General features: G+C 47.9%; 13 protein-coding genes. 5 read left to right on the top strand and 8 right to left on the bottom strand.

What is annotated here, in order from left to right:
- Positions 1–19: 19 nt before the first annotated feature.
- The 4 genes from KJY73_RS13130 (at position 20) to KJY73_RS13145 (ending at position 4,797) form a co-directional block, all read left to right on the top strand.
- Positions 20–2,743: a TonB-dependent receptor domain-containing protein gene (locus tag KJY73_RS13130; protein ID WP_214344175.1), complete on the top strand. Its 2,724-nt coding sequence runs from the start codon at positions 20–22 to the stop codon at positions 2,741–2,743.
- Positions 2,744–2,913: 170 nt separating this feature from the next.
- On the top strand, positions 2,914–3,657 hold the full coding sequence (locus KJY73_RS13135; RefSeq protein ID WP_214344176.1) for a GntR family transcriptional regulator: 744 nt from the start codon (positions 2,914–2,916) through the stop codon (positions 3,655–3,657).
- Positions 3,658–3,818: 161 nt separating this feature from the next.
- Entirely contained in the window at positions 3,819–4,376 is a 558-nt protein-coding gene (locus tag KJY73_RS13140) for a DUF7010 family protein (RefSeq protein ID WP_214344177.1), read from the top strand.
- A gap of 73 nt (positions 4,377–4,449) precedes the next feature.
- Positions 4,450–4,797 carry a DUF1801 domain-containing protein gene (locus KJY73_RS13145; RefSeq protein ID WP_408611390.1) on the top strand — a complete coding sequence of 116 codons (348 nt, stop codon included), beginning with the start codon at positions 4,450–4,452 and terminating at the stop codon, positions 4,795–4,797.
- A gap of 392 nt (positions 4,798–5,189) precedes the next feature.
- Here KJY73_RS13145 and KJY73_RS13150 read toward each other — a convergent pair whose 3' ends face one another.
- The 5 genes from KJY73_RS13150 to KJY73_RS13170 all read right to left on the bottom strand — a co-directional run bounded on the left by KJY73_RS13150 (position 5,190) and on the right by KJY73_RS13170 (position 9,512).
- Positions 5,190–5,597 (bottom strand): hypothetical protein, encoded by a 408-nt coding sequence (locus KJY73_RS13150; RefSeq protein WP_214344179.1) that lies wholly within the window; start codon positions 5,595–5,597, stop codon positions 5,190–5,192.
- Between the two features lie 420 nt (positions 5,598–6,017).
- The gene (locus KJY73_RS13155) at positions 6,018–6,458 is read right to left on the bottom strand and encodes an outer membrane protein assembly factor BamE (RefSeq protein WP_214344180.1); all 441 of its coding nucleotides are present in this window, start codon (positions 6,456–6,458) and stop codon (positions 6,018–6,020) included.
- An 84-nt stretch (positions 6,459–6,542) separates the two neighbouring features.
- A complete protein-coding gene (locus KJY73_RS13160; RefSeq protein WP_214344181.1) occupies positions 6,543–7,391 on the bottom strand; it encodes a hypothetical protein in 849 nt (282 codons plus the stop codon).
- Between the two features lie 118 nt (positions 7,392–7,509).
- On the bottom strand, positions 7,510–8,121 hold the full coding sequence (locus tag KJY73_RS13165) for a hypothetical protein (protein WP_214344182.1): 612 nt from the start codon (positions 8,119–8,121) through the stop codon (positions 7,510–7,512).
- A 228-nt stretch (positions 8,122–8,349) separates the two neighbouring features.
- Positions 8,350–9,512, bottom strand: a protein-coding gene (locus tag KJY73_RS13170; protein WP_214344183.1) for an IS3 family transposase whose coding sequence is annotated in 2 segments (ribosomal slippage) — positions 8,350–9,257 and positions 9,257–9,512 — 1,164 coding nt in all. Because the reading frame shifts where the segments join, the coding sequence is not laid out codon by codon here.
- Between the two features lie 799 nt (positions 9,513–10,311).
- Between KJY73_RS13170 and KJY73_RS13175 the strand changes: the two genes are divergently transcribed.
- Positions 10,312–11,592, top strand: a complete 1,281-nt coding sequence (locus KJY73_RS13175) for a carbohydrate-binding protein (protein ID WP_214344184.1) — start codon at positions 10,312–10,314, stop codon at positions 11,590–11,592.
- A gap of 44 nt (positions 11,593–11,636) precedes the next feature.
- On the opposite strand, the gene KJY73_RS13180 is transcribed toward KJY73_RS13175, so the two are convergent.
- The 3 genes from KJY73_RS13180 to KJY73_RS13190 all read right to left on the bottom strand — a co-directional run bounded on the left by KJY73_RS13180 (position 11,637) and on the right by KJY73_RS13190 (position 16,988).
- Positions 11,637–12,455, bottom strand: a complete 819-nt coding sequence (locus tag KJY73_RS13180; RefSeq protein ID WP_214344185.1) for an endonuclease/exonuclease/phosphatase family protein — start codon at positions 12,453–12,455, stop codon at positions 11,637–11,639.
- A gap of 100 nt (positions 12,456–12,555) precedes the next feature.
- A complete protein-coding gene (locus KJY73_RS13185; protein WP_214344186.1) occupies positions 12,556–14,778 on the bottom strand; it encodes a GH92 family glycosyl hydrolase in 2,223 nt (740 codons plus the stop codon).
- Complete coding sequence (locus KJY73_RS13190) at positions 14,775–16,988, bottom strand: GH92 family glycosyl hydrolase (RefSeq protein ID WP_214344187.1); 2,214 nt, start codon at positions 16,986–16,988, stop codon at positions 14,775–14,777. Before KJY73_RS13190 ends, KJY73_RS13185 begins: the two co-directional genes overlap by 4 nt.
- Positions 16,989–17,000: the final 12 nt, after the last annotated feature.

Genomic DNA, 17,000 nt, shown 5'->3' on the forward strand with positions numbered 1-17,000 from the left:
TAATCGCAGAGGACGTTAAATGAAGAAGAACAAAATTACCAGGCTGTTGGCCTGTACCGCTACAACTGCTTTTGTCTCACAGTTTGGCTTGCTGGCCAGTGCCCAGGCTCAGGAAAGTGCAGAAACAAGTGCAGAAATTATTCAGGTAACCGGCTCGCGTATTGCCCGCAGTGAGCTGACGGCAACCAGTCCGGTTGCTTCCATTGAGAAAACCCAGCTACAGCTGGACCGTGCGGTAACGGTTGAAGATATCACCGTGAAGCTGCCCCAGGCGGCAGGTGGTGCCAACAGCACTGGTGCTACGGTAGGTGACTCTTTGGGTTCTTCTACCTTGGATTTACGTGGTCTTGGACAAAACCGTACGCTGGTCTTAATCAACGGTACCCGTGCCACACCTTTTAGCTTCCGTAACTCGGTTGACTTGAACAGCATTCCCGCCGGTCTGATCAAACGTGTTGACGTACTAACCGGTGGTGCGGCCGCTATTTACGGTGCTGATGCGGTAGCCGGTGTGGTTAACTTTATTCTGGATGACCAGTATGAAGGACTGGAGCTATCCAGCAGCTACGAGATGCCAAGCGGTGGTGGTGAGCAATTTAATATGGATGCGATTTTTGGTGGTGACATCAATGACGGTCGTGGCCATGTTACGGGTTATCTGGGCTACTCCGAGCGCCAGGAGCTGTTGGCCGGTGAGCGTGATTTCACTTCTGCCACTAAAACATTGGTAGCCAGCCAGGGTGGCAACTTTACCGATGTAGCCAGTGGTAATTTCTTTGCCTTTGATGATGCAGGCAATTTTTCTACCACACGCCAAACTACGGATGTGACTGATGAACGTTTCCTGATCCAACCATTGAAGCGTTTAAGTGCCGGTGTTTTCTTCAGTTATGACCTGGCGGACAGCGTTGAGGCTTATGGTCGAGCTATGTTCACTCAGGTGCGTGTAACAGGTGCAGGCTCTACCGGCCAGACACCCGTATCTGTGAATGAGAAAGTCACTATCAGTGCCGATAATGCCTTTATCACTGACCAGTTCCGCGACCTGCTGACCTTTGATGCCAATGGCGAAGCCCTGGTTAATGTTGAGCGAAACCTGGGTTTTGGTATGCAGCACACCAAAACCACCCGCAATACCTTGCAATTCCAACTGGGCTTGCGCGGTGATATTACAGATAACATCGCCTGGGATCTGTATGGTCAATATGGCCGTACCGACGGTAAAGCAACAGTGTATAACAATGGTGTGCGCTTTGACGCAGCCGGTAACAGCCGCTTCGGCGCTATTGCCAATTCCGTTGACATCTTCGGTCCGGACGCTGATTTGAGCAGCTTGAGCAACCCAGTACTGCATTCTGATCGCCAGCGTGAGCAAAGCATTGTGGCATTGACCTTCTCCGGCGATACCTTAGGCCTGTTGGAATTGCCCGCCGGTCCGCTGAGCTACGCCGTAGGTTATGAATATCGTAAAGAGCATGGCATCCAAACCGCCGGCAGTGCGCTACGCAGCGGCACGGCCTATGGTCTGGGCGGTATCTTTGATATGGACGCTGAGTTTGACTCCAAAGAGTTCTACGCCGAAGTGCTAGTGCCTTTGCTGGTTGACCTGCCTTTCGTTCAGGAGCTGAACCTGGAAGGTGCGTACCGTATGTCTGATTACTCCAACACAGATTCCGCTAATACCAACAAGTTGGGGCTGAGCTGGACTATCAATGACGACGTGCGTTTCCGTGCCACCCGTCAAACCGCGATTCGCGCACCAAACCTGGGTGAGTTTGCCGGTCCGGAGACTGCTTTGTCTCTGGCATTGTTCGACCCTAACAGTTCGCAGTTCGTACCACGTTTAGGCGGCCGTTTTGACGGTGATCCTTGTTTAGATGGACGAGGTAATGCCGAGCAATGTGCCCGATTCGGTGCAGCTGCCCCTGGTACTGTGTTCGATACCTCCAAGGCTGTTTATACTTTCGGTGGTAACCCGAATATTCGTCCGGAAGAAGCGGAAACCTACACTGTGGGTCTGGTATACACCCCGGACTACATTGACGGCTTTGACCTGACTTTGGATTACTACGATATCGAAATTTCTGATGCAGTAAGCCAGATCCAGCCAATCGCTGCGTTGACCAACTGTTATATCGACAACCCGGTTGCAGATAACCCTCTGTGTGGTGCGGTACTGCGTGATCCCACTACCGGTCTTATCAGCCAGACGCTGGTTAATGACCTGAACCTGGCGACCCTGAAGCAATCCGGTATTGATATTGGTGCCCGTTACCGTTTTGATTCACTGCTTGGTTTCGGTGAAACCCTGCAAATCAGCTATCAGGGTAACGTAGTAACCGAACAGAAACGTCAGGACAACGCCACGGTTGCAGCCCGTGACTGTAAAGGTACCTTCGGTACTGCCTGTACTGGCGACTTTGCCAGTATTTTGCAAGCCGATTATCGCCATCGTGCAGCCATTGACCTGTTCATTGATGAGGTTAATGTACAGTTGAGCTGGCGTCGCATCGGCGATGTCGTGAATGCACTTGATGCTACTGATACGATCTCAGCCCAGAACTACATTGATCTGGCAGCATCATGGGAAGTGTCAGACGAACTGCAATTGACCTTCGGTATCGACAACCTGTTCGACAAAGAGCCGCCTATGCCTAAAGCGGCCGGCAACTTGTTTGGCACAGTGAGTGACTACGATGTGATTGGTCGTTCATTTGGTTTGTCGGTTCGTTACCGTCCATAACCTCTGCTGAAAGGCGGCGGCGTTAGTCGCCGCCTTTTTTGTTTGTACAGTAGACTGCATTTTGAAAATAGATATTCTGTTACATAACGTTGCCAAGTTGTAAGTGGCATTAACCCTACTCAGAGCATTGTTGACGGAGCTCAACAGTCTTAAAAACAAGGTCCGCAGTGATGCACACTTTCCCAAAACAATTGACTCCAAACCTGCATGATGCAACGCCGCTTTATCGCCAACTGGCTACCCATATTCGCCAGTTGATTGATGACGGCGTGGTTAAAAGCGGCCAGGCCTTGCCCTCCGAACGTGAGTTGATGGAGATTACCGGCACCTCAAGGGTGACCATACGTAAGGCACTGGAGCAACTGATTGAGGAAGGCCTGTTGGTGCGTCGCCAGGGAGCCGGAACCTTTATCGCCCCAGGGCGGGAACAATCTGGTCAGCGCCTGACCGGGTTTAGTGCAGATGCCAAAAGTCGTGGTGAATCACCAAGTTCGGTATGGCTGGTAAAAAGTCTGGCCAAGGCGACTGAGGACGAAGCTAAGCATTTAGGCTTGAATGAAGGCGAACCCGTGATGCGATTCAGCCGTTTGCGCTTGTCTGACGGTGAACCATTAGCCATTGAACACGCGGTGATCCCTGCCGCCACATTGCCTTCTCCCGATGTAGTACAGGACTCCCTTTACCAGGCTCTGCGAGAATATGGCAAGCATCCAAAACAAGGCACCCAGAAGCTACGCGCCTCATTGGCATCACCTATAGAAGCAGGATTGCTAACAGTAAAAGACGGCAGCGAGGTGCTGCGTATTGAGCGTCAAACCTACTTAAACGACGGCTCGCCGGTGGAATATACCCGTTCGGTCTATCGTGGTGACAAGTATGTGTTTGTGTCAGAGCTGCAGGACGTTTCCGTTTAAGCGTAATACCTGCTTAATTTTCGACCTGAGCTTGGCACGGGAGCGATAAATGTTGTCAATCTTCAAAAACGACCAGAAGTCTCTAGTACTTTGATTTTTTTAGCTTTGTTTGGTTAGATAGGCGGGTAAATTTATTCTCTGAAGAAGCCGAGGCTAACTCCATGACGTTGGAACAATACCGCCAACAATTTGAGCAAAGTGTAAATCGTTCAGTGTCTATGCCTATAGCCGGTGCTCTTGTGTGGTTGATGGTCGCACTGGTGTCCACTCAGCTATCAGAATACATGGGAATTCTGGTCTTGCTATTCGCCTCGGGGGGCATTTTTCCGCTGGCACTGTTGATCGCAAAAGTGCGGGGCGAAGACCTGCTATCAGCTACTAACCCGTTGTCCAAGTTGATGGGATCCGCGGTACTGATGGTTAACTTATTGTGGGCCGTGCATATTCCTCTTTTTATCTATCATCCTCAATTTGTGCCTCTTAGTTTGGGCGTTGCATTGGGTATTCATTGGATTATCTACTCTTGGATAGTGCAGCATCCATTAGGGATAGTGCATGCAATATTGCGTACCCTGTTAGTCGTTGCTGCTTGGTTTATCTTCCCCTCTCAGAGTGTGTTGGCAATTGGTTTGGCCATTGTGCTGGTGTATTGCATCAGCATCACACAAATGCTGACGCGTTCAATTACTGTTAAAGCTATGCCTAAGACGGTCAACTAATAGCAGCATGCATATGGACGTGGCAGTAAAGGAAAAATTCTCTGTTTATTCTACGCAAGTAGCAAATGCCTTAATGCAAATCCGACAGTGGATTTTTACGCTTGTCGAGGAGCAAAACTTAGGCTGTATGGAGGAAAGTTTGAAATGGGGAGAACCCAGTTATTCGGTGCAAGGCGGCAGCCCGGTGAGAATGGACTGGAAAGCTGGTCGTCCAGAGATGATTCAATTGTATTTCCACTGCCAAACCCAACTGGTGGAAACATTTCGTGAATTGTACCCGCAAACCTTTGAATTTGAGGGAAACCGGGCATTACTGCTACCTGTAAGTGGTTCCCTTCCTGAGGCCGCTATCAAGCATTGTTTGCACCTTGCTCTGACTTATCACAAACGCAAGCATTTGCCTTTGCTTGGGGCTTGTTAAGCTTAGTTGGCCTGTGGGTTGTCATTTTTAGTGATACCGCTCTCCCAGACTCTCACTTTGATTGATATCGCTCTCTCGACATTCAGCAAACGGTTGACCTAAGGGAGGATTATCACTCTTCGTGTTCTTCTGATCTTCGTGGTGAGAAAATAAAATTCAAATTAACACGAAGGACACGAAATACACGAAGGGACAAATAGCTACCACCGCGCATCTAAGATGTTGATTGTATTAGTGTTGTTGGCGACTTGGTGGTGAGGAAGGCATTTTAGATAGGCTTTTGACCACAAAGATCAAAAGCCGCACTAAGCAGGCATGCTTTATCACAGAGAACATTGGCTAGCGCAATTTCAGCGAACCTAACCTCTTGAACACTTTAGTTAAAGCGTTAGCTATGCAGCAGCCTTAATGTGGGATGGTTGTTCTTTTAGGAACTTGTAAACAACTACTCCACCTGTCAATAATGCTGCGATTTCGCAAAGGTAGTTAGAGTTATATAGCAGCCCCTCAACAATAGTACCCGGTTCCCAAAAGCCATAACTAGATGTAAACACGTATATTAGTGAGAGGCAGTAGCTCCATACTTTTAACATTAAACCAGAATCGAAAGAGACAGCTTTAATCAGCGCAATTGAAAATATAACTGATGAAAAAGGGAAAACTAAATTTACGAAATCTAAAAGGGCAATGCCTAGTTCAGTGTTAACCAAACTAATGAATCGAGATAAAAGTCCCAAAAACTCAGCCAAAGCAGGACCAACTACCAGTCCCAAAATAAATATTCTTTTAGCTCGAGTCACAGATTCTCCTTTGCCAGCTTTACGCGACCTGATGTTCCCTCGATAAATCGGACACGCGTTGTTATAAACCTCAATCTTTGCCCATGGCCTCAAGGTTTGGCTTTTTGAAAAAATAAAATGTAAACCCCAAGATTAAAACGAGTTTGAGAACAATTATTAGCCAAAACATAATAGGATCATTAGTTAAATAGGCGCGACCTGACTTTGTTATTACGTAGCTTTCTGAATAAGCCCTATAAAGTCCATACCCAACGAAAAAATAACCTATGACAAGCCATATTCTGACTATGAAATGAACTATCTTTTTGTCTGTGTTAGTAACGATGTTCATTTTCTTCATGAGATACATAAACGCCTTAAGCAGCGGAAAACTCGAGCGAAGCGAGTGATTTTCCGATGATTTAACTTGTTAATTGTTGTTTACCGAGGCCAAATAACCTCAGTACCTTTTTTATTGTATTCTGGATAGATGGTTACCAAATATACAGTTCCATCTTTTACCCAGAAAGAAAGCTGCAACTCCGAGTGCCTATATTCATCTATATCAAACTCAAATTCATCATCAAGTTCAACAGATGGGAACCTAGATAGTAGCTCTTTAGCTGAAATGCCTATAATTGGCTTCTTATTAAGAAGCAATTCTGAAGAAGATGACTGTATGCTACTAAGTAAAAATTGGTCTTCAGAGTCAAAGCTATATTCGGTATCTCCATAAAACCAATTGAACGATCGATCTTCAGGCTGATTTTCTATAGGTATAAAAATTTCTATATTATCGGGATCGCCCAATAGGGTTCTCACCTGATCCATACTCATACCAAGCTTTATTTTATCAATTCCAATTTTCGGCTCGATTTCCATAAAAACAATTAACGCCGCCAGCTCGCACGGCTTTGTAGTGGAGGCGAAGCCGCAACAGAAAAGCCGTCGCCGTGCCTGGCATTGTTAGCTTGATAGCGTGAATACAAAGCCAGTCTCCTTGATTTTATACGCAATGGCATTGCTATCATGCAAAAACTCCATCCCAACAGTAATAGTTTCACTCTGTCTTTTCTTTGGATCGGAATTTAGTATTTGTTCAATGTTCTCTTTTATGAGATCGAATGCTCTATTGAACATAAAGATTACTTTATCGGTGTTAAGAACTGCATAAATTGGAGCCCCGTTAGCTGTCACTCCCATTCCAGGGCATATATACTCCGTGCCATCATTAACGGTTACATTCGCATTGGCATGCTTTTTTCTTAATGTTTTGTACTGTTCTTCTGTTAGCGGTACAGCATTGCTGTTTGACTTATAAATCGCCAATTGCTCAGGCCAGTTGTTGTGCATAATCTGAATAAGGTCTAGATCACACCATGCTCCGTGATCAAATATCCCCAACACATGAGCCTCACTATCGGAGAAGTGTATAAACAGGAGATCCCCGGTTCTCGTTACGAATCCATCTTGCTCTACGCTCTGATTGATATGAAGATGCTGTATTCCCCAATGGGATAACATGTCATCATCGCAATGCAGGTTTTTAAGCTTTCTGCTTTGATATTTTTTGAGGCATTTTCCTGTTTTAATAGAGTCGACAATATTTTCGTATGCGGCTCTGTATGACTCAGGAACAACCAATCCATTTGCTTCAGATACGGCACGTGCTCTTGTTTCAATAATTCTACACTTATAGCGCTGGTACAAATATATTGGGTCATATGATCCTTGGGAGTATGCTCCAAACTCCGCTTGGAGTTTTTGGTGGCAATAATCGCTGTAGTCAGCCAATATTTCGTTAAGTAGTTCCATTCTTACCTTGTGAAGCTAACGCCCCGCTAAGGGGCAAATTGAGTGGGCTACACTTGCGCGAAGCGCCAGCCCGCGAAAATTTGTCCCGCCAGCGAAGCTGGCCGCTTTGAGCGGCTTGTTAGATTTTTTCACAATTAGCCCTATGCATGTGAATCCCCTTAATAATTACGTCGATATAATCAACAAACCTATTGCCTTTTATTTCGTTAGGGGTTGTTCGAAAAGTTGTGTAAGAAGCATTTGATTCAAGAGAAAAATATAAAAGCTTATCTTTTGAACTTTCGGTAATTTGATATTTAGACTTTTCTAATTCACAAGACTGAGTTACATGCGATCCTAGTGCATCGTAAGTGCCTACATGACTAACCACAATCTTGTCTTCTACTAACTCCCAGTAACCGAATTGAATGTTCCATTTGCTTACTTTATCCCCATCCAAAAATTGTTGAAGTGATATGTATTCTCCTTCATTGCTTCGATATACGAGAAAATGCCGGCCTTCCTTGTGTTCATCTGGTGTTCCATACCAATAACCTGTTATTGAAGACTCAGGAAAACTTAAAAGTGTTGCGAGAAAAATTGAAGTTAGCATGTTACTCCATAAATCTAACAGCTTATTACTGTGAATTCGCGTTATGCCGCAAACTGAAAAACGCCAATAAGTCACAGTTTTTTTTAATTTTTCCCATACTAACAACACCTTAGTAAAATCTGCCAGCGCTTTTAGCACCAGCCCCATGCGTGAAAGCGAGAAATGGGATTTATATAGGTCTCTGTATGTCCAAACCTTTGGATATAAATGTCATAAGATTCAATAGCATGTAGCAAGTCAAAATGGACAAAGCGAGACACTGGCTGCGCGAAGCGAGAATAAAAAGTGGCAGCTGCAAATTAGTTCACTCATTTTTAGTGATATCGTTCTCTCGACATTAAGCAAACGGCTAAGCTAATGTAGTGGTCAATAAAACCCGGACACCTTTTTAGCTAATTCTTCTGCTTTAGCCGGTGGTAGCCCGTTATTAAATTGATGCGGTCGTTCCCAGTTGTAGTAATTCATCAGGTAATAACCCACATCCCGTTTTGCTTCGTTAATTGAGCCGTAGCCAATTGTTGGCATCCATTCAGATTTCAGGCTCCTGAACACTCTTTCCATCGGACTGTTGTCCCAGCAGTTTCCCCGGCGACTCATACTCTGCGTCATTTGATAACGCCATAGTCGTTGCCTGAATCTGCGAGCGCCGTATTGCGAGCCCTGGTCACTGTGGAACAGGACGCCTTGGGGTTTACCTCGTAATTCATAGGCCATATCCAGTGCTCTCGCCGCGAGCTCGGCATCTGGCCGCTGAGATAGGCTCCAACCGATAACTCGACGTCGATGCAGGTCAATGACTACTGCGGCGTAGTGCCAGGCAGAGCCAGCCCAGATATAAGTGATGTCACCACACCAGACCTGATTGGGTTTCCCAACAGTAAATTGCCTGTCCAACACGTTAGGAATATCCGGCCTTTCCACCTGCAGGTTTTTGTAGGCGTGCTTGCCGGGTTGCTTGCTCATTAAACCCTGCTCTTGCATCAGGCGGCCAGCTTTGAATCGCCCCATCACAATGCCGTCATCACGCAGCATGGAGACCATGGTTCGTGCGCCAGCAGACTGGCGGCTCTTATCGAACAGGCGCTTTACTTTTGCTCGCAGAATGCGGCGTTTGGCGTGGACTCCCCTTTGACGCGCCTGACGCTCGTAATAACTGCTGACGCCAACACCCATCGCTGAACAGACCAATGCCGTTGATTCATGCTCCCTTAACCGGTCTATCAGCGCGTGGATTTCAGCTCGTCGGACATTAAGAGAGCAGTAGCCTTTTTTAGAATTTCTTTCTCACGTTCCAGCCGGTTCACGCGGGCTTCCAACTCCTGGATCCTTTGCTGCTCTGGTGTTAGCGCCTTTGACTTGGGGGTGGTACCCCGAAGCTCAGTATCTAACTGTCTTACCCACGTGCGGACTGTGTTCTCGTGCACATCCAGCGCACGCCCTGCCTCTAGACAGCTGTAGCCTTGGTCAAGTACTAGGCTGGCTGCTTCGTGTTTAAATTCCGGACTAAATGACCGTCTCTGTCTTTTCATTGAACACCTCGCTACTCAGTGTGATGCTACCACTTAAAACGATGTTCGGGTTTAGTCTGCCACTACATACACGAAGGGGTAAATAGCTATCATCAAAGATATAAGATATTGATTCTATTGGTGTTATCTTTTGGCTTGGTGGTGGGGCTGTTAGAATATTAGTTTTAGATAAAAGGGTTAGATCCAAATTAGTTCACTTGTTCTTAGTGGTATCGCTCTCTCGATATTAAGCAAACTGTTGACCTAAGGGAAGGTTATCCTCTCTTCGTGTTCTTCTGATCTTCGTGGTGAGAAAAAAATTCAATCCAACACGAAGGACACGAAATACACGAAGGGGGTCATAGCTACCGCCGCGCATCTAAGATGTTGATTGTATTAGTGTTGTTGGCGACTTGGTGGTGAGGAAGGCATTTTAGATAGGCTTTTGACCACAAAGATCAAAAGCGGCACGAAGCAGGTATGCTTCATCACAGATTGCATTGGCTAGCGCAATTTCAACGAACCTGACTCCTTGATCGCAAACGCAAGCATTTACCTTTGGGGGCCTGACACCGTCTCTATATCCGCCTGGCACATCTTATAGATAAATCATATATAGCTTGAAAAACCATCGAAATAGCTCTTTCAGGTGATTTTAGACTTAGATATGACAGCGTTGTCATTATTGTTGGTTGACAAAAAATTAACAACTCTCTAGCGTAAAAAGCCCGCGGGATCTTTTATATACTGCCGAATGAGAAAGAGGATGTCTCTGGATGGAGTCTTCGGCTAACTTATTAATTTCAAAAGGAGTTTTGATATGTTTAAGCGAACCCTGCTACCAGTTGGCTGCATAGGCCTGTGCCTGTCTATGAGCGTAGCTGCCACCCCCACAGGAACGATTTATCTGACCTTTGATGATGGTCCTATGAATGCAACGCCTGCACTTATTCAAATTCTTAACGATGCCAATGTTAAGGCCACTTTCTACTTCAATAGTTGGCATTTGGATGGCATTGGCGACGAGAATGAAGATCAGGCTCTCGCTGCGCTTAAGTTTGCGCTGGAGTCAGGTCATGTCATTGCTAACCACAGCTATGATCACATGGTACACAATTGCGTTGGCAAGACTAGCGTCGATGAATTCAGTGCGGCAGAGTGCAATGCTACGGCGATGCATAATGTACGCTCCTACCAGAATGTAGCGTTGGATGCGTCAAAGTTTGATAAAAATTTGACAAGTCTACGCCAATATCTACCAGGTATTGATAGTTATCCAAACTTCAAAGGTGAGAATCTAGCGCGTCTGCCGTATACCAATGGATGGCGGGTAACAAAGGATTTCAGAGGTGATGGATTATGTGCGACTACCGATGAGTTCCAGCCTTGGGATCCGCGTAATGTCTGTGACCCTGAGCAACCATTTCAAAGTTCCCTAAACGGTATGGCAGTATCTGACTTGCTGGCAGATCAGCGCTATGTAATTCATGGTTGGGATGTGGACTGGGCGCCGGAAAACTGGGGAATTCCATTTCCGGCTGAAAGCCTGACAGAGCCAGCTGCACTGTTGGCCAAAGTCGATGCCGCCAAGAATACTTGTGCGGCCAGTACCCTGACACCGGACAACTCAACGACCCACACTTTCCCCTGCGGTCATCCTCTGCATCAGGACAAGGTGATTATTCTGACCCACGATTTCCTGTTTGAAGACGGTAAACGTGGACAAGGAGCAACCTTGAACCTGCCTAAATTGGCGTCTTTCCTGGCGCTAGCGCAAGCGGCTGGTTATGTGTTTGATACCTTGGATAATTACGCGACGCCATGGCAGGACGGTCAGTCTTACCAGGTAGGAGACTATGTGTCCTTTGAAGACGTGATCTACCGCGCTTTGGTGGCACACACTTCTCAGGCAAGCTGGGCTCCGGGCTCCCAATCCAATCTATGGGTAGTGGATATGGCCAGCCGCATCTGGGCTGAAAATGTTGAGTATCAGGTAGGAGACCAGGTTTTTTATATGGGAAATACCTATACGGTCCTCTCTGCGCATACCTCCAATGCGCAGTGGACGCCGAACAGCTCACCCACATTATTTAGTCTGTAAAGACCGCATGCCCCGCCATGGCGGGGCACTTTCTGCCAGCGTATTTAAAACTGCAGCGACACAGAGATAGGGTAGTGGTCGGAGATATACACCCCATCCCTTATGATTTGATGGGTTTGATACTGTGAACTGCCGATAGTCTTATCGATAAAAATGTAGTCAATTCGCGCAGCCGATTTTGCCTTGCCAAAGCCGTTGAAAGTGGCCGGAGCCAACTTATCGGCGGTATCGCTCAGCCTTTCAGTAAGTAGTTGGTAAGTTGCATCAGACGGGCTGACATTAAAATCTCCGCTAATAACTACCGGTAAGCCCTCGCAGCGGTTGGCGATTTGCGCCAGCAGCAGTTTTGCCGCATATTGCCGGGCCTTATCGCTCACATGGCTAAAATGGGTATTAAAAAAGCAAAAGCTGTTTTGGCTTTGCTTATCGTAAAACAATGCCCAACTGGTGACGCGTGGTAAGTGAGCCCCAGGGCCTATAGAACCGACTTTATCCGGCGTTTCCGATAACCAAAAATATCCATTCTTTTTTAATTCCAGCCTGTCGAGACGATAGAGTACAGGGACAAACTCACCGGCTTGTTTACCGTCATCCCGTCCCACGCCCAACTGCCCGTACTCTGGTAGCTGCTGTCCCAGCCATTGCCACTGGTGGGCTAACACTTCCTGAAGGCCGACCAAATCGGGGCGAAGATTTTGCAGATGCTCTTTTACCATTGCCCGTCTATGAGGCCAGGCGTTAACGCCATCGGCGGGATTGTCGTAACGCAGGTTAACGCTTTCCACCACAAGTGCTTGTGCCTTTACGCTGCTAACATAGCAGATGCTTAATACCACCAACAAAACGCTTGTGACTTTAGGCATTTCTAAGCTCCTTTGTGGTAACAAATCCATAGACTGACAGTGGATGCCGGGCAAAAGCCCGGCAAAGGTACTTCACTCATTCTGGTTGCCAATAGCGCGGCTATTGGAAAACCAACCGACCACCATTCACCAGCGCTTGATGGCTTAAGAATGGCCGTTCTAAATCCTTCTGTTGGAATTTAATTTGAGTGTTAGTATTAGAACTGTTGTTCTTTTTTCTGCTTTCTATCACCAGGCTGCCGCCAGGGTAGTAATCTGAATTCAGATGCACAGTGATCTTGTCAAAGCTGGGTTCAAACAAGGCATAGTCCATCACCCCTGGACTGACCGGGTAAATCCCCATCATGGCAAAGGCTAACCAGGCCGACATGGTGCCGGTATCGTCATTACCCGGCAGGCCAGCTGGGTGATTCCCATAGTGCTCAGCAATGAGCTGTTTAACCCTTAGCGACGTTCGCCAACCCTGATTGTCCAGATAGTTGTATAGAAAGGGGTAGGTAATGTCCGGTTCATTGGCCATATCGAAATTGCCGGTATCGAAGGTGGCGTCTAGTGCGTTTAGGAAATCGTTTTGGCCCCCCAGTAGTTCTATCAGGCCAGGTGTGTCGTGAGGCACATAAAAGCGATAATTCCAGGCGTTACCTTCAATATAGCCCGGCGCCGGCTCGAAGTTTCTGCCAAGCTCTGGGTCGTAGGGAGTTAGCCATTGTCCACTGCGATTTTTGGGGCGCAACATACCTGTGCTGGCATCAAACAACTTACGGTAGTTCATCGCACGGCTGAGGTATTTCTGCTGGTCTTCGGTTTTTCCTAGCGCGCCAGCCAGCTGGGCCAGATTAAAATCAGCCAGGTAGTATTCCAGACTGGTGGACACACTGCCGTCATAGGCACCTTCGTCATCGACAGGCACATAGCCTAAGTCCAGGTAGTCGGCATTTTCCGGCCTGAGCAGATTGTCTTTTCGTTGTTCGGCCGCTCTGACCATGGCCTGATAGGCACTGCGTATATCAAAATCGCGGATACCGCGCAGGTAGCTATCAGCCAGCATAGGCGTGGCAGGGTCGCCGACCATAACCTGAGTTTCCATGCCGTATAGCTCCCACTTTGGCAGCCAGCCACTCTCAGCGGCCATGGCCACGGCTGAGTTGAGCATATCGCTCTGTAACTCAGGGTAAAGCAAGCTTAATAACGGGTGCAGGTTACGATTGGTATCCCATAGCGAATACACTGTATAGCGATTCCGCTTGCTGTTACCTACGCCTTGCTGGCCCATCAAAGGGTAATCACCGTTTACGTCCTGCAGGATATTGGGGTGAATCAAGCTATGGTAAAGCGCCGTATAAAAGAGGGTTTTGTTGGTATCCGCGCCCTCAACTTCAACCCTATCCAGCAGCTTGTCCCAGGCGTCAACCGCGGCCTGACGGGTCTTGGCAAAATCAAAGCCGGGTTGTTCTGCATCCAGGTTAGCACGGGCATTTTCGATGCTAACAAATGAGATACCCAGCTTAACCTCAATGGCTTCATTGGCAGAGGTATCAAAACTAAACCAGGCACCTATGTCATCACCGGATAAGGTCTGACGAAAGCCCGGATAAGGTTTAATGCTGTCGTTATAGTGGATCCAGTCGGCTTCTACATTCTGGTACTTGGGCATTTTCTTCCAGGCACCAAATTCCGCCGCCGCTTTACTGAAGCGGGCCACAAAATAAACCGGTCGCACGTCTTCAGGGTTATAACAAAAGGTGCCGAGCATACGGCTGCCTTCCACTTCCTGCTCTGACACCACCTTTAACGAGCCGCCGCTTTCATTGGTAAGGCCCAGCCCCAAGTTCAGCAGAATATGCGACTGTCCGGCCGGGAATGTAAAACGGCTAAGCCCGCTGCGTAGGGTGCTGGTTAGTTCGGCTTTTACCTGGTACTTGTCCAGCATACTGCTGTAGTAACCTGGGCTCGCTTGCTCATGCGAATAGGTGCTGCCGTATTCCCTGGCATCCAGATTTAGCTTTCCGGTGGTAGGCATCAACAACATCACGCCGGCTTCGGGGCAACCCACGCCGCTTAAATTCAAGTGGCTGAACCCGGTGAGATAACGATTCTCATGGATATACACTCTGGAGTTCCAGGCCGCGTCTTTCTCAAATTTGTTCAGTGTGTCACCAAACGCCACATTAAACGGGGACAAGGAAGCCAGTGCGTTAGGAAATTGCGCGCCAGGATGGGTGGCACCAAAATTTGAGGTGCCGATAAAAGGATTCACATATTGGCTGTTGCCTGCCAGTGCACTAGTGCTGGCCAATAGCAGGCCAAAGAACAACGTCTTCATGGTTTTTCACTCATGCTAAATACCAGTTCACCGCCTGCCATAATGTCGCTATGACGCAGACGAAAGCCTGTTAATGCTTTACCGTTTAAGGTCACGGATTTCACATAGACCTGCTGCGGCCCCTGATTTTCTGTGCGGATCTTAAATACCTTGCCGTTTTCCAGATGAATGTCAGCACTTTGTACTTCAGGGCTGCCAAGTACATATTCGCCGGATACCGGATCGACCGGGTAGAAGCCCAGGGCGCTGAATAAATACCAGGCCGACATTTGCCCTGCGTCTTCATTACCTGCCAGGCCATCCGGGGCGGTGCTGTAAAGCTCATCCATAATTTGTCTGACCAGCTTCTGGGTTTTCTGCCCTTCGCCAAGATACTGATAGAGGTAAGGCACATGGTGGCTGGGTTCGTTGCCATGCACATATTGGCCGATATAACCCGAAATCCACTCCGGGAAGGTTTCGAGATCCTGCACTGTGTTGAACATCTGATCCAGTTTGGCGCTGACCTTTTGCGGGCCGCCCATCATTTCCACCATACCCTCAACATCATGGGGTACGAAGAAGCTGTATTGCCAGGCATTGGCTTCACAGTAATCTTCTGGATGATAGGCATTGGGATCAAAAGGTTCGCGGAATTGCTTTTGCTCGTCCAAAGCGCGCATAAAACCGCTTTGCGGGTCAAAATGGTGCCGGTAGTTCTGCGCACGCTTGGCAAAGCGTTGGTAGATGTCCTCTTTACCCAGGGCTTTGGCCAAACGGGCGATAGCCCAGTCATCGAAGGCGTACTCTAAGGTCAGGGCCACATTCCATTTACGTTCGGGGTAGGGCACATAGCCAAGCTTCTGGTAGCTTTGTAAACCAAACTCATCTTGTTCAGCGCTTTGCAATACGGCGCTAAGCAAGGTTTCACCATCAATGTCAGTTAACCCCTTTAAGTAGGCGTCGACCAAAACGGGAACTGAGTGATACCCCATCATCATGTCGGTTTCGTTGCCCTGAAATATCCACACAGGCAACCGCCCAGCCACTTGATAGTGAGCCATCATGCTGTCCATCATCTCGCGGGTGCGGCGCTGGTCGATGATGGTTTTCCAGGGATGCAGAGCACGGAAGGTATCCCACAAGGAGAAAAATTCGTAGCGAGGGTACTTGCCGGTTTGCTGAATACGGCCATCCGGGCCCTTATAACTGCCATCCAGGTCGGAGAAGAGCCGTGGCGCCAGTGATGCGTGGTACATAGCGGTATAAAACTGCTTGAGGTTATCCGGCGTGGCGTCAACCACGACCTTACTCAGTTCGTCCCGCCAGGCTTGCTCAGCAGCCAGCTTGGTGCGCTCAAAGTCCAATAAATGCACTTCTGCTTCCAGATTGGCTTTGGCGTTTTCTATGCTGACCGAGCTGATGGCGGTATGCACCAAGATGCTGTTGTCACCACTTAACTCAAAGTCCATTTCCAGGCTGAGATCTTCACCAAAGCCCTTAGGCTGTCTGAGGGTGCGGCCATTGGCTTGAATCAGATGTTGAGCGATAGGTCGGGAAAAGCGCGTGTAAAAATACACTCTCTGATCTTTGGCCCAGCCGGTAGAGCGACGATAACCACCAATACTATAGTGGTCGAAGATCTCCACATGGGTAGCCAGGGTTTTGTCCCAATTGCGGCTGTAGGCAAGGTCGAGGCGAATGACACCCTGTTTAGTATTTTCAGGGTATTGATAACGCTGTATACCGCTGCGAACACCGGCACTTAGTTCAACGTTAATATCGTAATCTTGCAAAAGTACCTGATAGTAGCCGGGGCTGGCTTGTTCTTGTTCATGACTGAAATGCGAGATAATGGTGCCATCTGCAGGGCCGCCCTCAGTTTTCAGTTTTTTAAAGGGACGGGTTAACGGCATAAAAGAGATGTCGTACAAGTCACCTGCGCCAGTGCCGGATAAATGCGTATGGCTGAAACCGGCGATAATGTTGTCAGGATAAAAGTAGCCGGCTATCCAGTCCCAGCCGGTACGGCCATTATCGGGGCTTAGCTGCACCATGCCATGGGGTACGGTGGCGCCAGGATAGGTTTTACCTTTGCCATCGGTACCAATAAATGGGTCAACAAAGTCCAGCGGATCGAGCTTGTCTGAAGCCGCCTGGTTGGTCGAAGGAGAAGGGGTATTGCATGCTGACAGTAGAGTGACCAGCAGCAAGGTGGCAATTCTTTTCATGACATCCTCATC

This window comes from Bowmanella yangjiangensis, assembly GCF_018531185.1.
Classification (GTDB): domain Bacteria; phylum Pseudomonadota; class Gammaproteobacteria; order Enterobacterales; family Alteromonadaceae; genus Bowmanella; species Bowmanella yangjiangensis.